General features: G+C 35.9%; 14 protein-coding genes. 9 read left to right on the top strand and 5 right to left on the bottom strand.

The window, feature by feature from the left end; all coding sequences use genetic code 11:
* Positions 1–121: 121 nt before the first annotated feature.
* The gene (gene purU / locus DS031_RS01055; RefSeq protein WP_113804073.1) at positions 122–1024 is read right to left on the bottom strand and encodes a formyltetrahydrofolate deformylase; all 903 of its coding nucleotides are present in this window, start codon (positions 1022–1024) and stop codon (positions 122–124) included.
* A 370-nt stretch (positions 1025–1394) separates the two neighbouring features.
* Between purU and DS031_RS23420 the strand changes: the two genes are divergently transcribed.
* Positions 1395–1535 carry a hypothetical protein gene (locus DS031_RS23420; RefSeq protein ID WP_181832950.1) on the top strand — a complete coding sequence of 47 codons (141 nt, stop codon included), beginning with the start codon at positions 1395–1397 and terminating at the stop codon, positions 1533–1535.
* Positions 1536–1602: 67 nt separating this feature from the next.
* Here the strand turns inward: DS031_RS23420 and moaA are convergent, their stop codons facing one another.
* The gene (gene moaA, locus DS031_RS01060) at positions 1603–2619 is read right to left on the bottom strand and encodes a GTP 3',8-cyclase MoaA (RefSeq protein WP_113804328.1); all 1017 of its coding nucleotides are present in this window, start codon (positions 2617–2619) and stop codon (positions 1603–1605) included.
* A 63-nt stretch (positions 2620–2682) separates the two neighbouring features.
* On the bottom strand, positions 2683–3474 hold the full coding sequence (fdhD, locus tag DS031_RS01065; protein ID WP_113804074.1) for a formate dehydrogenase accessory sulfurtransferase FdhD: 792 nt from the start codon (positions 3472–3474) through the stop codon (positions 2683–2685).
* Between the two features lie 246 nt (positions 3475–3720).
* On the opposite strand from fdhD, the gene DS031_RS01070 reads away from it, so the two are divergent.
* The 8 genes from DS031_RS01070 (at position 3721) to glgA (ending at position 14744) form a co-directional block, all read left to right on the top strand.
* Entirely contained in the window at positions 3721–4083 is a 363-nt protein-coding gene (locus tag DS031_RS01070; RefSeq protein WP_113804075.1) for a Na-translocating system protein MpsC family protein, read from the top strand.
* A 143-nt stretch (positions 4084–4226) separates the two neighbouring features.
* A complete protein-coding gene (locus DS031_RS01075) occupies positions 4227–6584 on the top strand; it encodes an FdhF/YdeP family oxidoreductase (RefSeq protein ID WP_113804076.1) in 2358 nt (785 codons plus the stop codon).
* 146 nt (positions 6585–6730) lie between these two features.
* Positions 6731–7660, top strand: coding sequence for an alpha/beta hydrolase (locus DS031_RS01080; RefSeq protein WP_245947138.1), 930 nt, complete (start codon positions 6731–6733; stop codon positions 7658–7660).
* Between the two features lie 138 nt (positions 7661–7798).
* Entirely contained in the window at positions 7799–8809 is a 1011-nt protein-coding gene (locus DS031_RS01085; protein WP_113804077.1) for a glycoside hydrolase family 15 protein, read from the top strand.
* A gap of 249 nt (positions 8810–9058) precedes the next feature.
* Entirely contained in the window at positions 9059–10990 is a 1932-nt protein-coding gene (gene glgB / locus DS031_RS01090; protein WP_113804078.1) for a 1,4-alpha-glucan branching protein GlgB, read from the top strand.
* Positions 10990–12144 carry a glucose-1-phosphate adenylyltransferase gene (locus DS031_RS01095; protein WP_113804079.1) on the top strand — a complete coding sequence of 385 codons (1155 nt, stop codon included), beginning with the start codon at positions 10990–10992 and terminating at the stop codon, positions 12142–12144. Before glgB ends, DS031_RS01095 begins: the two co-directional genes overlap by 1 nt.
* A 44-nt stretch (positions 12145–12188) precedes the next feature.
* Entirely contained in the window at positions 12189–13289 is a 1101-nt protein-coding gene (glgD, locus tag DS031_RS01100; protein ID WP_113804080.1) for a glucose-1-phosphate adenylyltransferase subunit GlgD, read from the top strand.
* An 18-nt stretch (positions 13290–13307) separates the two neighbouring features.
* Complete coding sequence (glgA, locus tag DS031_RS01105) at positions 13308–14744, top strand: glycogen synthase GlgA (RefSeq protein WP_113804081.1); 1437 nt, start codon at positions 13308–13310, stop codon at positions 14742–14744.
* A 42-nt stretch (positions 14745–14786) separates the two neighbouring features.
* Here the strand turns inward: glgA and DS031_RS01110 are convergent, their stop codons facing one another.
* Both DS031_RS01110 and yvfG read right to left on the bottom strand, forming a co-directional pair.
* Complete coding sequence (locus DS031_RS01110; protein WP_113804082.1) at positions 14787–15338, bottom strand: DUF2179 domain-containing protein; 552 nt, start codon at positions 15336–15338, stop codon at positions 14787–14789.
* A 102-nt stretch (positions 15339–15440) separates the two neighbouring features.
* The gene (gene yvfG / locus DS031_RS01115) at positions 15441–15662 is read right to left on the bottom strand and encodes a protein YvfG (protein WP_113804083.1); all 222 of its coding nucleotides are present in this window, start codon (positions 15660–15662) and stop codon (positions 15441–15443) included.

A 15662-nucleotide genomic window follows, 5' to 3' on the forward strand; every position in this document is an offset into this window, starting at 1 on the left:
AGGATTTTTGTTAAGTATAAATTTTTTTGAAATAACAAGTTTTAAGCTTTTCAAAATAGGGAAATAGCCATTTTGAAAATATAAAAAGTAGATAGGCGGTTTGCCCCCTTCTAATTAGCTTTTATTCAAATACAACCGTTTTATTGGAATAGACAAGGACGCGATCTTGAAGATGCCAAGAAACAGCGCGAGCTAATACATTACGTTCAATAGTTCGACCAATACGTTTTAAATCCTCAGCATTGTCTTTATGGTTGACACGTTCAATGTCTTGTTCAATAATTGGTCCTTCATCTAAATCGTTTGTCACATAATGGGAAGTTGCGCCAATTAGTTTAACGCCGCGTTCATAAGCGCGTTCATACGGGCGTGCCCCGATAAAGGCAGGTAAGAATGAGTGGTGAATATTAATAATACGATAGGGCATTTCCTTTACAAATTCAGCAGAAAGAATTTGCATGTAACGAGCAAGAACAACCACATCAATATTATATTTCTTTACTAATTCAATTTGTTTTTGTTCTGCTTCTTTTTTCGTTTCTTTTGTAACAGGAATATGATAGAAAGGAATGCCAAGTGATTCAACAGTTTCCCGTAAATCAGGGTGGTTACTTATTACAAGTGGAATATCAGCAATTAAGTCGCCTGCTTGCCACTGCCATAAGAGTTCAAGTAAGCAGTGTTCACCTTTTGAAACGAAGATTGCCATGCGTTTTAGTTCATCTGCATAAGCGATTTTCCAATCCATTTCAAACTTGTTAGAAATAGAAGTGAATTCATTTTCTAATTGTTCTTTTTTAGAAGATAAATGCTCGCATTCAAACTCGATACGTAAAAAAAACATTCCGCCTTCTGGATCTGTTGTATATTGATTGGATTCTACAATATTTGCTCCTTGCTCTGATAAGTAGCTTGAGACCGCAGCAACGATTCCTGGTTGGTCTGCGCAGCTGATTAATAAACGTGCACGATTTTTATTTTTTTCTAAATGTAATTGTAAACGATGATCTCGAAAATGACTCATTAGTTTTGTTTCCCTCCGCAAATTCAATAAAAAATTTTTTCGATATATTATAGCATAAAGAATTAGGATGTGGGAAACGTAGAGAAAATTTTTATGGTAGAAATCCTTACCAAAAAATAGAAAAGAAAAAATATGAATGATATTATTTCTTTAAACAAGTCAGAGCTTTTCAAAAATTAACTGAAAGAGGAGTGGTTATAAATGAATTGGATCGAAAAGTTTATGTGTTATTTGGAAGGCGGGCATGAGTATGAATTTCAAGGAGCTTATATCAGTTCAAATCACAATAAAGTACATGTTCATCGATGCAAAGAATGCTGTCAGTTAAAAAAGATTATACTTTAATTTAATAAGGAAAGGAGAAAGAAAAATGAGTGTACATGGAGATGTAATAACATTCAACTTATTTGAATTATCATGGGATGAACTTGTTCAAAAAGGGTTTGATCGTTATGTTGATAAGGAGAAATACGAAACCTATCAGCAAACACAAGCCAATAAAAGCGCCTAAGCTTCTTTCATGCTTAGGCGCTTTTATTGGTTTATAAATAGAACATGACATCCAAGCATCAGCACGATTATCCACCGATATGGGACATTTCTACTTTAGGACGCTGTATGTTCGTATTGTTTAATCGTTCTTCGGAATAGCGGTCATCGCGTGTGTGCCAAATGTTTTGAATAAGGTCGATCATTTCTTTATCACTTGCTCCGCTGCGAAGAGGTTCTCGTAAATCATGACCTTTTGCAGAAAATAAACATGTGTAAAGTTTTCCTTCCGCGGACAGACGAGCGCGGTTGCATGTTGAACAAAAAGCGTCCGTTACAGAAGAAATAATGCCAATTTCTTCGTCTGTTCCTTTATAACGGTAACGTGCTGCAACTTCCCCGCGGTAATTTGGATCAATTGGCTCAAGCGGCATTTCCTTATGAATGCGAGTAATAATTTCTTTTTTCGGAAATACTTCATCAAGCTTCCAGCCGTTAGAGTTTCCAACATCCATATATTCAATAAATCGCAAAATATGTCCTGTTCCTCGAAAAAAGCGCGCCATTGGAAGAATATCTTGCTCATTAACGCCCTTTTGGACAACCATATTAATTTTTACTTTCATTCCTGCATTTTCCGCAGCATTAATGCCATCAAGAACAGGTTGTATGCCGATACCGCGTCCATTAATCTTTCCGAACTTTTCGTCATCTAAGCTATCTAGGCTCACTGTCACACGCTGCAGCCCAGCCTCTTTTAATTGGGTAGCATATTTTGGAAGCAATACTCCATTTGTTGTCATCGCAATATCTTCAATACCTTCAATGTCATTCATTTGCTGGATTAACTTATGCAAATCTTTACGCATCAGCGGCTCTCCACCGGTAATACGAATTTTTTTGACTCCAACTTGCTTAACAAACAGCTGAACAAGTCGTGTGATTTCTTCAAATGTTAACAGTTTACTTTTCTTTAAAAACTCGAAGTCTGGTCCAAATATTTCTGCCGGCATGCAGTAGTGACAGCGAAAATTACATCGATCAGTTACAGAAATCCTTAAGTCACGGAGAGGTCTTTTTAATTTATCAATGACTTTATTATTCATAGTTTCCATCAATGGATCTCCTTCCTATTAGTAGAGAATAGAGAACACTAATTATATTTCGGTTTAAACAATTCTCTCGGGATGGGTATAAATATTCATTTTATTATCACGAATAAATCCAACTGTCGTAATGTTCAATTCATCAGCAATTTTTAAAGCGAGGTCCGTTGGTGCAGATTTTGACAGCATAATACCAACCCCGATTTTTGAAGCTTTTAATAAAACTTCAGATGAAATTCTGCCGCTGAAGGCAAGAATTTTATCACGAACAGAAATTTGCTTGATCAGGCAGTGTCCGTACAATTTGTCTAACGCATTATGACGACCAATATCAGTGCGGGTGATCAGCATTTTTTCGCTGTCACAAAGGGCCGCATTATGAACACCGCCTGTATCTTTAAATACAGTGCTGTTGTTTTGCATTTCCTTCATTAACGCAAGACAGTTTTGTGCTGAAAGTATTGTTTTTGCTGACGATGTTTTAGCGGTGCGAACGTCATTTTGAAAATAAAATCCTTGTCTGCTTTTTCCGCAGCATGAACCGATAAACCGTTTTGTGTACAATCGTTCATTAAGCATTGGTTTTTTATATAATTCTACATAGGCAAACCCACGATTTTCATCAATAGTTAATGATTTCACTTCTTTATGATAAAAACGGATGATTCCTTCAGAGGCGAGAAAACCAATAACCATGTCTTCTAAATTTTCAGGTGTACAAACCATTGTAGCAAATTCTTCACCATTCAGCATAATCGTAAGCGGAAATTCAACGGCAATATGATCATTCCCATGAATGAGTGTCGTACCATCGTAACGTATAATCGATTGTTCGCTTGTTATTGGTTTTGCCATTCTGTTCATCCTTTCTTATTATCATGGCAATTACGTTTTGATACTTAATAGATTAATATTATCTTAAACATATATTTCTAGATTAGACAAGTAGAAAGAAAAAGGGGATTTAAAGAAATAGATATAAAGTATTGTTGTGTATTCGCTTTCATGATATTATTTTTTTAAATAATAAACACTGTTGATATTTTTTGATACGGAATAGCGATCCTGTTACCGGTCAAAAATGAAGAAGGTTGTTATAAGATGAATAAGTATGAAGCAGAATTTAGTAATTTAGTTCGCTCCTTTCGAAAGCAGTATATGGGGAAAGGGCCAAGTAAAGTAAGCACAACATTTTGTAAAAATTGGGCAATATGCGAAATGGAAGGGAATTTATCTCCTGTTGAGAAGTTTATTGCAACAGAAAATGATGGAAAACACATGCTCCGATCAGCGCGTACAGAAATGGTTAAAAATATTTACCAAAAAAATCATCCAGTTGAAATGGAAGAGCTTCTCGGTGCAAAATTTCTAGACTTATATGTAGATATTAATATTGAAAAAGATTTTGCAATGTCAATTTTTATATTTGATGAGAATCTTGAAGAGAAATTCAAGAAAAATTAGTAAGATTGTAGGTAAGAGAATAAATAGTGGATTGGCACTTAGCAGCGACCCTGCTCAAGACTAACCACCGCAGGCTGCATTTCTTTATGGAGAAATGTGCCTTCGGTGGTTTTTCTAATTTTAATAAAAGAAAGGTGATGAAAATGGGGAAAACAAAGCATACAGGACCTATTAAAATATCAAAAGTTCCGTCTCCAGAACATTGGGTAAGCAAGGTACCATTTGGTCTTGGAAAGATAAAGCCGCATCATTTTCGAGATACCGCAAAGATTGCTTGGAAAAACCGTGATAATTTAGGATATGCGACACGTATTATTACAAAAGGTGTTTGTGATGGCTGTGCACTAGGGGTTTCAGGATTATATGATCAAACATTAGCAGGACCGCACGTTTGTACGACCCGATTAAATGTGCTTCGTTTAAATACAATGCCTGCTATGAAAGAAGAAGTGGTTCACGCTGATATTGATAAACTGCGCAAGTATTCAAGTTCTGAACTACGTGAATTAGGACGTATTCCATATCCACTCATTCGCAGACCTGGCGAAAGAAAGTTTTCTCGAATTAGCTGGGACGATGCAATGGATATCATAGCTGAAAAGATGAAAAAGTTAGATCCTAAACAATATGCTTTTTATTTAACATCACGAGGAATTACGAATGAGTCGTATTATGTGGCAGGAAAGGTGTCCCGTTTTCTTGGAACGAATCATGTTGATAATGCCTCAAGAATTTGTCACTCTCCAAGTAAAACAGCTCTTAAACGTTCGATTGGAGTAGGCGCTTCTACGGCAAACTATAAAGATTGGATTGGGACAGATGTTCTTTTATTTTGGGGAAGTGTCGCTTCGAATGCTTCGCCTGTTTCAACAAAATACATGTTAGCGGCAAAGAAAAAAGGTACAAAAATTATTGTTATTAATCCGTATAGAGAACCTGCAATGGATAAATATTGGATTCCGTCTAATGCAGAATCAGCTTTATTTGGTACAAAAATTGCGGATGATTTCTATCAAATTAATATTGGCGGCGATATCGCCTTTATGCACGGCATTATGAAGTATTGGTTTGAAATGGAAGAAAAAAAGCACGGTTCTGCTATTAATCATCAATTTGTTCAAGAACATGTCAATGGTTATGAGGAATTAAAAGCAGCAGTTCAAGCGCATTCTTGGGATGAAATTATAACGTCATCAGGGATTGCAAAAGAAAGAATAATCGAGTTAGCTGAACTGCTTGCAAACAGTAAAAATGCTGTTTTCGCATGGGCATTAGGGTTAACGATGCATTCCTTTGCAACAGATAACATTTCACAAGTAGCGAATCTTGCTTTACTTCGCGGCTATCTTGGGAGGGAACATAATGGGTTAATGCCGTTTCGTGGTCACTCCAGTGTGCAGGGCAGTGGTGAAATGGGAGCTGATCCATTTGTACTACCAGGCGGCGGTTGGGATGAAGCAAATGTGAAACGCATCGAAAAGCTGTGGGGCTTTAAGCTTCCAAAATGGCAGGGAGATATTGTAGGAGTAACCATTGAAAATGCGATGCTGCCAGATGATCATGAACGAAAATTAAAGCTTTACTATATGAGCGGCGGTAATTTCTTAGAAACGATGCCAAATCCTGATTACATTGAAAAAGCTCTTTCAGCATTAGAAATTCGTGTCCACCAAGATATTATTTTTAATACATCCACATTAGTCGATGCGAAGGAAGCTGTGATCGTTCTGCCGGCGCAAACGCGCTATGAGCAGGATGGTGGAGGAACAAGTACGTCAACAGAGCGTATGGTGTATTTCTCACCTGAAATTGAAGGAAATAAAAATAGAATTGAAGAAGCACGTGCGGAATGGAAAATTTACATTGACCTTGCTAAGCGTGTAAAACCAGAAACCGCACATTTAGTTGATTTTAAAGACGGTCAAGCAATTCGTGATGAAATAGGGAAAGCCAACCCAGATTATGATGGTGTCCAGCACCTTGAAAAACAGGGAGATGTCTTCCAGTGGGGCGGTGCGTGGTTATGTGAAGACGGCGTTTGTCCAACTCCAGATGGAAAAGGTAATTTAATTCCAGTTGAAATTCCAGATTTAAATAAAAAAGATGGCGATTTTTATCTTACAACGAGACGCGGTAAACAGTTTAATTCAATGATTTATAACGAAATTGATCCGTTTAATGGTGCTGAAAGAGATGCTGTTTTAATGCATCCAGAAGACGCTAAGAAGTTAAGCATTCAAGAAGGAGAAAGTGTTGTGGTTTATAACCAATTTGGCGTCTTCCAAGGGAAAGCGAAATTTGCTGACATTGTAAAAGGAAATCTTGGTCTGCATTTCCCAGAAGGAAACTTTCTTCTGCCAAAAGGGAGATATGAAAAATTTGCGGGAATTCCGGATTACAGTATTGCTGTAAAAATTGAAAAAGCAGAAAGATTTAATGCGCGCAAAGATACGCAATATGTTGAAAAACGAATTGATGATCTTGAAATGACTGCTGATTAATATGGAACGAAAAGAAGGATGCCGTGATGCATGCTTCTTTTTTTCATCATTTTTAGATGTTTAGTGAGAGGGATCAAGTTATACTAAAATTATGAACTTCTTAATATATTAATAGACAAAGTTTTATGAAGAAAGGAAGATGTTCATTGGTTAATCAAACACCTATTGTAACAAAACAAAAGCGGCGGTTACCAATTAAAGCGATCATGCTTACAATTGCTGTACTAGTTTTCGTCAGCATTCCAAGTATTGCAGCTGTTGTAGGGTGGTCTTTAACACATCCGGAAAGAGAACTTATTGAGGTACGTCCAGAGTCATTTGACCTTACATATGAAGAAATTGAGTTTCATAGTGAGCGTGATAATATTCTTCTAAAAGGATGGCTAATCCCTACTGAAAATAAAAAGAAGATTGTTATTTTTGCTCATGGTTATGCGGATAACCGTTCAAATATTGAAGCGGCTCTTCCAACTGCAAAGGCTCTCTATGACAAGGGAATTCCATCTTTATTATTTGACTTTCAAAATTCAGGTGAATCAGAAGGAACGGTAACGAGTGTTGGTCATTTTGAAAAGGCGGATTTATTAGCTGCAGTTAATTTTTTGAAAACAGAAGGCTATGAAGAAGTGATTTTCATTGGTTATTCAATGGGTGCTGTTGTTTCATTAATTACTGCCCCTGACGTATCAGAAGTAAAAGCGGTAGTGGCTGATTCACCATTTTCAGATTTACGTTCCTATTTAGAAGATAATCTTCCTGTTTGGAGCGGGCTCCCTGCATTTCCATTTACACCGCTTATTATGGCTGAAATGCCTTTATTAACAGGAATTGATATGGATCAAGTTCGTCCTATTGAAGCAGTTCAGAACCTTGGAGAGAGACCATTATTATTAATTCATACAAAAGACGATAATAAAATTCCGTCCACAAATAGTGAAGAGATCTATAAAGTTTCCAATTCACCTCATACAGAACTTTGGATGACTCCTGGAACAGAGCATATTGGATCTTATAATGAAAATCCTGAAGAATACCTTAATAAAATCATATTATTTGTAGAAAAAAGTTTTCAGTAGTTACAAAAAAAGAGGAATTTCAATATATTGTTAGAAATAGGAAATATATACCATATATGATTTCTTCTTTTTTTATTCTTCACGGCTTAAAAACTTAAAAATCTGGGTATAAAATTAAAAACAGAAGAGGTGAGGTAAATGGATGGGGAAAAATTATTAAATGTATTAGATACAATGAGACTTTCAAATGGAGCGTATACGGCTAGTCGATCAAAAGATTATGATTATGTATGGATTCGCGATGTCTGTTATACAGTTATTCCTTATTTAACATCATCATGCGGCCGCTATGAAGAAGCGTATTACGCCTTATTTGATTTATTAAAGCGTTATGAATGGAAAATAGACATTCATACAAAACAAAAGCCGGAATATCTTTATGAACACATTCATGCCCGCTATTCTAAAAACTTAACAGAAATCCATGTAGAGTGGGGTCATGCACAGCATGATGCAATCGGTATCTTTTTATGGGGTGTCGGGGAAGGCGTCCGCCATGGAAAAAAAATGATCCGCGATCAAAAGGATTTAGAAATTGTACAAAAACTTGTGTACTATTTAGAATGTGTGCAGTATTGGCAGGATGAAGATAATGGGATGTGGGAAGAAAACCTTGAACTGCATGCATCAAGCGTAGGAGCATGTGTCGCAGGATTAAAGGCAGTAAAGATGCTTGTAGTGGTTCCACAGCATATTATTCGAAAAGGAGAAGAAACGCTTCGATTCTTGCTGCCAAGAGAAAGTCAAACGAAAGATGCCGATTTAGCGCTTCTTTCATTAATATATCCTTATCATGTTGTTTCAAGAAAAACAGCACAGCAAATATTAAATCGTGTGACAACAAAGCTTGAACGAAAATACGGCTGTATTCGTTATGAAAATGATCAATACTACAATAACGGCAGTGAAGCAGAATGGTGTTTTGGTTTTCCATGGTTAGGATTATGCTACAGTGAATTAGGTACAAACGATAAAGTGCTTGAATATTGGAAGAAAACAGAACAGATATTACCCGAAAATGGAGAAGTTCCTGAGCTTTATATCGGGGGAACGGATAAACCAAATGGAAATACTCCACTTGCTTGGGCCGTTGCAATGACTTATTTACTACATGAACGTGTGCAAGATCTTGAGTTTTCTGTTTCCTAAACCCTAAAAATAATATGACAAAATAAAACAAAATAAACGATTATTCGTTTAGATGCGGAAAAAACCTTCCTTAAATTAACTGAGGAAGGTTTTTTGTTGTGTGAAAATGCAAGAAAATGTCGAAGAAAAAATAGTGGTAATATTAAAAATATAAAGGTTTTAAAAGAGTTTTTGTCGAAAGGGACTTATAGAGAATATGTATTATATGTCATATTCAAAAATACAAAAATAGATAGAAGTGAGGTACAAATGGTGCAAGTATCAGTTCCTAGTGATCATGATATTTACCTTTTTCATGAGGGAAATCTTTTTCACAGTTATAAAATGCTCGGTGCTCATATAGTGGAAGAAAAGGAAAGAAAAGGTGTAAGATTTTCTGTTTGGGCTCCACATGCGAAGCGAGTTTCTGTAGTAGGAAACTTTAATCATTGGAATGGAAACAGCCATCCAATGAAACCGGTTGAACAGTCTGGGGTTTGGACATTGTTTATTCCAGAGCTTCAAGAGGGAGAGCTGTATAAGTATGAAATTCATACACCGCATGGGGAGGTAACATTAAAAGCAGATCCATATGCTTTTTATTCTGAATTACGCCCAAACACAGCTTCTGTTGTGTGCAGCTTAGAAGGTTATGAGTGGAATGATTCAAAATGGTTTGCCAAAAAGAAAAAAGAAGACATTTATCATCAGCCAATGCTTGTTTATGAAGTGCATTTAGGTTCTTGGAAAAAGAAGCCTGATGGTGAGTTTTACACGTATCGAGAACTCGCTGATGAACTTGTTGATTATGCAGCTGATTTAGGCTATACACATATTGAGATTCTGCCAATTCTTGAACATCCTTTTGACCGTTCATGGGGATATCAAGTGACTGGATTTTATTCTGTAACAAGTCGATATGGAACACCGCAAGATTTTATGTATTTCGTGGATAAATGCCATGAAAAAGAAATTGGGGTTATTTTAGATTGGGTACCGGCACACTTTTGTAAAGATGCTCATGGATTAGGAAAGTTTGATGGTACGCCTCTTTACGAACCAACTGATGAACGCATTGCTGAACGAGTAAATTGGGGAACGTACAGTTTTGATTACAGCAAACCGGAAGTTGTTAGTTTCTTAATTTCGAATGCGCTTTTTTGGATGGATGTCTATCATATTGACGGCTTACGTGTAGATGCGGTGTCTTCTATGATTTATTTAAATCATGAAGCAAATAATCAATATGTTGTTAAAAACAAGTTTGGTGGTTTCGAGAACTTAGAAGCTATTGAATTTATAAAAAATTTAAACAAAGCTGTTTTTGCTGAACATCCTCATTCTTTAATGATTGCTGAAGAGTCAACGGCATGGCCGAATGTTAGTGCACCTACTGACATTGGCGGACTCGGATTTAATTACAAATGGAACATGGGCTGGATGAATGACATGCTTCGCTATATGGAGACAGATACAATCCATCGCGGTTCTCATCACAACTTAGTAACTTTTTCATTTTTATACGCATTCTCAGAAAATTATATTTTGCCATTTTCACATGATGAAGTGGTTCATGGAAAGCGTTCTTTATTGAATAAAATGCCAGGTGACTATTGGCAAAAGTTTGCTAACTTACGAGCATTGTACGGTTATATGATGGCACATCCAGGTAAAAAGCTGCTTTTTATGGGCGGAGAGTTTGGTCAGTTTGATGAATGGAAAGACCTCACAGAATTAGATTGGATGCTTTTTGATTATGACATGCATAAGAAAATGTTTGATTATGTGAAGGAATTAAATGCGTTTTATAAAGAAACAAGAAGTTTATGGCGCCTTGATCATGAGCCGGAAGGATTTGAATGGATTAATCCTGACGACCATTCACAAAATGTTGTGACCTTTATTAGAAGAGGAAAACGAAAAGGCGATTATTGTGTGGTCGTTTGCAACTTTTCACCACAGGTTTATTATGATTACCGCATTGGTGTTCCTACACAAGGTTTTTATGAAGAAGTATTTAATAGTGACGCTGAGAGATTTGGGGGATCTGGACAGTTAAACGAAGGGAAAATTAAAGTGGAAAAAGAGCCGTATAATAACCAACCATACAGCGCTTCCGTAAAAATACCTCCTCTTGCTGTTACGATTTTAAAAAAAGTTACAAAAACTTCTAAGAAACGCACAAGAAAGGAGTCGACATAATGTTTAAAAAAGAAATGATTGCAATGTTATTAGCTGGAGGACAAGGTACAAGATTAAAAGACTTAACAATAAAATTAGCCAAACCAGCTGTTCCTTTTGGAGGGAAGTATCGAATTATTGATTTTACTTTAAGTAACTGCAGCAATTCAGGAATAGATACTGTAGGCGTGCTTACACAATACCAACCATATATTTTAAATTCTTATATTGGTATTGGAAGCGCTTGGGATTTAGATCGTAAACATGGCGGTGTTTCCGTATTGCCGCCATATCAAGGACAAAAGGGCGGAGAATGGTATAAAGGCACAGCAAATGCAATCTATCAAAATGCCTACTACATCGATCAATATGATCCTGAATATGTCCTTGTTATTTCTGGTGACCATATTTATAAAATGGATTATTCTAAAATGCTTGATTATCATAAAGAAAAAGGCGCAGATGCGACGATTGCAGTATTAGAAGTGCCGTGGGATGAAGCGAGCCGTTTTGGTTTAATGCATACAAATGATACGAAAAAAATTACGGATTTTGAAGAAAAGCCAGCAAATCCTAAATCAAATCTTGCATCAATGGGTATTTATATTTTCAATTGGAAAGTGTTAAAGCAATTTTTACTAGAAGATGAACAGAATGAGCTTTCTTCAAAAGACTTTGGAAAAGACATTATTCCTGCGATGCTTAACAACGATAAAAAGCTGTATGCTTATGAATTTGAAGGGTATTGGAAAGACGTAGGAACAGTTAAAAGCTTATGGGAAGCCCATATGGATCTCTTAAGTGAAAATCCAGAGTTAGACATTAACGATCCTCTTTGGAAGATTTACTCTGTTAATCCAAATCAGCCACCTCAATATATTGCATCAAAAGCAAATATTAAGCGTTCTCTTATTAACGAAGGATGCGTTGTTTATGGAGATGTAGAAAATTCAGTACTGTTTTATGGTGTACATGTTGGACTTGGCTCAAACATACAAGAGTCTATTATTATGCCAGACGTTAAAATTGGAGCAAATGTAACGATTAAGAAAGCGATTATTGCAAGTGGAACAGTTATTGAAGACGGAGCGGTCATTGGGGATGATTCCGGTGAAATCACATTAATTGGTGAAGATCTTCGAATTGGATCAGATGCGCACGTTATTAACCATTAATACTAACATAGAGAATGTTTACAGGATGGAAAGGAGATCGTTTGATGGATCAGTTAATGGGAGTTATTAATCTAGGAAATGAGAAAGATTTGCTGGAAGATTTAACAAAACATCGATGTGCAGCTTCTGTACCGTTTGGCGGACGTTATCGCTTAATTGATTTTACCCTATCAAGTTTTGTGAATTCAGGTGTTCATAATGTAGGGGTGTTTGCTACAAAAAAATATCGTTCCCTTCTTGATCATTTAGGATCAGGAAAGGAATGGGATTTAGATCGTCAAAAAGATGGATTATTTATTTTGCCTCCTCATGATTCAAATGAAGCTTATAAGGGAGATATTCAGCATTTTCATGAACATCTTCCGTATTTTGAGCGCAGTAAAGAAGAATATGTGCTTGTTACACAAGGAAGCACTGTTTGGAATATTGATTTTAGACATGCGTTGGAAGAACATAAAGAACAAAATGCAGATATAACGTTAGTATACAAAGATTATACTCAAGAAGAGACAGCTGTTTATCATGCGCTTGATGTTGATGAAAGTGAACGCGTACAAAACATTCATCTTGATCAAACCGTTAAACAAGGAGATAATGTTTTTCTTCATACATATTTAATGAAGAAATCATTGTTTATTGAGTTAATGAAAGAAACATTTGAACAAGGAAAATACGATTTTGTAACAGATGCCATTCGTGCCAATTTAAGTCGTTATAATGTCCGCGGTTTTCATTTTAAAGGCTATATGCCATTTATTTATTCTGTTGATAGCTTCTATAAACATAGTATGGATTTATTAGATGCAAATGTGCTTCAGCAATTATTTTATAATCGCGGTTTTATTTATACAAAAGTCAAACATGAGCCTCCTGCTAAATATTTAAAAGATTCAAAAGTAGTAAACTCCCTTATTGCAAATGGTTGTATGATTGAGGGGAAAGTTGAAAATAGTATTTTATTTAGAGGAGTAAAAGTACACAAAGGCGCTGTGGTACGAAACAGTATTATTATGCAAAAAGGAGAAATTGGTGAGGGCGCTGTTTTAGAAAACGTTATTCTTGATAAAGATGTAAAAATAGCAAGAGAACGTATTTTAAAAGGAGAAGAGACACCAACTGTTATTGCAAAATCGAGTCATCTTTAAATTAGAGGAGCGTTTGGAATGAATGTATTATTTGCAGCATCGGAAGCAGTCCCCTTTCTAAAAACCGGGGGACTTGCTGATGTAATCGGAGCACTGCCAAAAGAATTAAAAAAACAAGGTGTAAAGGCTCAAGTTATTTTACCTAAGTATGAAAATATACCAGAGCAATTTAAAGAAAAAATGATTCATAAAACAAGTATTACGGTTCCAGTTGGATGGCGGGAACAGTTTTGTGGAATTGAATATTTAGAGCATGAAGGAATTACATTTTATTTTATTGATAACGAATATTATTTCAAGCGTGGAGACGGTGTATACGGATTTTATGATGATGGAGAGCGCTATGCATATTTCTGCCGAGCCGTTCTTGAAGCACTGCCTCATTTAAATGAAAAGCCCGATATTATTCATTGTCATGACTGGCAAACTGGAATGATTAGTGTGTTAATGAAAGCCCACTATCGAAATCATCCGGATTATCAAGGCATTAAAACGATGTTTACAGTACATAATCTCCGCTATCAAGGAGTTTTTCCAAAGGAGATTCTTCATGATTTATTAGATTTAAGCGAGCTCTATTTCCATGCTGATGGTCTTGAGTTTCATGGAAATGTAAGCTTTATGAAAGCAGGATTAGTATACTCAGACATTATTACGACCGTTAGTCCAACCTATGCAGAAGAAATTAAAATGCCGTATTATGGAGAGAATCTTGATGGCTTATTGCGAAAAAGAAGTCATGAACTCCATGGAATTGTAAATGGTGTTGATTATGACCTTTATAGTCCAGAAACAGATGCTAATTTATTTTCCAATTATACGAAATATTCTTATGAAGAAAAACTTGTGAATAAATGTGCCCTTCAGGAAAGGATTGGTCTTCCTGTAGATGAAACGAAGCCAATGGTTGCATTAATTACACGATTAACCGACCAAAAAGGAATTGATTTAATTCTGTATGTTCTTCATGAAATATTAGAGTTAGATTTACAATTTGTCGTCCTTGGTACTGGAGAAAAGGAGTATGAAGATCGCTTAAAAGAAGCGGCATGGCATCATGCTGATAAATGTTCTGCACAAATTTACTTTGATGAAGGCTTAGCTCGTAAACTTTATGCGGCGTCTGATCTGTTTTTAATGCCATCCCAATTTGAGCCATGCGGTATTAGTCAACTGTTAGCACTTCGCTACGGCAGTTTACCGATCGTTCGGGAAACAGGCGGTTTAAAAGATACAGTCCAGCCGTATAATAAATATACAAATGAAGGTGTAGGCTTTAGTTTTGCAAACTATAACGCTCATGACATGCTTTATACAATTGAGCAGGCGGTAGCATTATATCACGAAGATAAAGCAGCTTGGTCAGATCTTGTGTGGAGAGCAATGAATAAAGATTTTAGCTGGAAATCTTCTTCCGAGAAATATAAAAAACTTTATGACAGCTTATTAAAATAATAAAAAAGATGAACCATTCAATGGTTCATCTTTTTTATTATTTTAGGAGGATTGAGGATTTGATTCTTTTTGTTTTTTCATTCTTTTTTTCATTGCTTTTACTAAGTAGCCGCCTTTAAATTTACGTGCTTCATAAGAAATAATGAAAGCGCGTGGTTCATACTGCTCAATCATCTCAAACAGTTCTTCTTCCCGATTTCGTTTTGTTAAAATATCAAGCTGATAGCGCTCACTGTCTCTGCCTTCACCTACAAATACGGTAACGCCAAACCCTTCGTTTCTTAGGCGGGTAATGAGTTCTTCATTTTTACTTACTAAATTTACAACTAATGTTGTATAGCCGATAGCAAGTTTTCCTTCAATATAACCACCAATCATAATTCCAACAGCAAATCCACCTGCATAAACAATCATACCGAGTATACTTTGATCGCCGCTAAAAACAAGCGCTAACCCAAAAACATAAATTAAAGCTTCTACGAATCCAAGTAATGAAGCAGTGCCGCTCATATTTTTTACGACAAATATAATTCGAAGTGTATATACAGGAACATAAATTAGCTGCAATAATAAAATTAAAAGAATTTCAGTCATAGGTTTACTCCTTTATAATAGGGCTTGGCTTAAGAATAAAGGAGTTAATAGGGAAATTGCAATACTTAACAAAAAAATAATAAAATAATTTTTTTGGCAGTTTTAATTACCGCTGCTGTTTTTAATATTATGATAAGCTTCTTCTAAATTGCGGATTCGTTTTACAATTTCTGAGTTTTTCGTTAAGTTGTCACTAATAAGTGTAGAAACAATTGAACGATAATAGCCGTTTATGGCCTCGAGTTTGGACAAAATATCTTTATTACGTTCAATATGAAGACGTAAGCTTTCTTCAAAAAAAGCGACAGAAAATTGTTGATGCAT

This window comes from Bacillus taeanensis, assembly GCF_003318295.1.
GTDB lineage: Bacteria > Bacillota > Bacilli > Bacillales > UBA6769 > Maribacillus > Maribacillus taeanensis.

Coding starts and splice junctions, on each gene's coding strand:
- fdhD (WP_113804074.1), bottom strand. CDS start 3,474: ATGGCAAAACCAATAACAAGCGAACAATCGATTATACGTTACGATGGT.
- DS031_RS23420 (WP_181832950.1), top strand. CDS start 1,395: ATGAGTGTACATGGAGATGTAATAACATTCAACTTATTTGAATTATCA.
- DS031_RS01085 (WP_113804077.1), top strand. CDS start 7,799: ATGGATGGGGAAAAATTATTAAATGTATTAGATACAATGAGACTTTCA.
- DS031_RS01110 (WP_113804082.1), bottom strand. CDS start 15,338: ATGACTGAAATTCTTTTAATTTTATTATTGCAGCTAATTTATGTTCCT.
- DS031_RS01070 (WP_113804075.1), top strand. CDS start 3,721: ATGAATAAGTATGAAGCAGAATTTAGTAATTTAGTTCGCTCCTTTCGA.
- glgB (WP_113804078.1), top strand. CDS start 9,059: ATGGTGCAAGTATCAGTTCCTAGTGATCATGATATTTACCTTTTTCAT.
- moaA (WP_113804328.1), bottom strand. CDS start 2,619: ATGAATAATAAAGTCATTGATAAATTAAAAAGACCTCTCCGTGACTTA.
- purU (WP_113804073.1), bottom strand. CDS start 1,024: ATGAGTCATTTTCGAGATCATCGTTTACAATTACATTTAGAAAAAAAT.
- glgD (WP_113804080.1), top strand. CDS start 12,189: ATGGATCAGTTAATGGGAGTTATTAATCTAGGAAATGAGAAAGATTTG.
- DS031_RS01095 (WP_113804079.1), top strand. CDS start 10,990: ATGTTTAAAAAAGAAATGATTGCAATGTTATTAGCTGGAGGACAAGGT.
- yvfG (WP_113804083.1), bottom strand. CDS start 15,662: ATGCATCAACAATTTTCTGTCGCTTTTTTTGAAGAAAGCTTACGTCTT.
- DS031_RS01075 (WP_113804076.1), top strand. CDS start 4,227: ATGGGGAAAACAAAGCATACAGGACCTATTAAAATATCAAAAGTTCCG.
- glgA (WP_113804081.1), top strand. CDS start 13,308: ATGAATGTATTATTTGCAGCATCGGAAGCAGTCCCCTTTCTAAAAACC.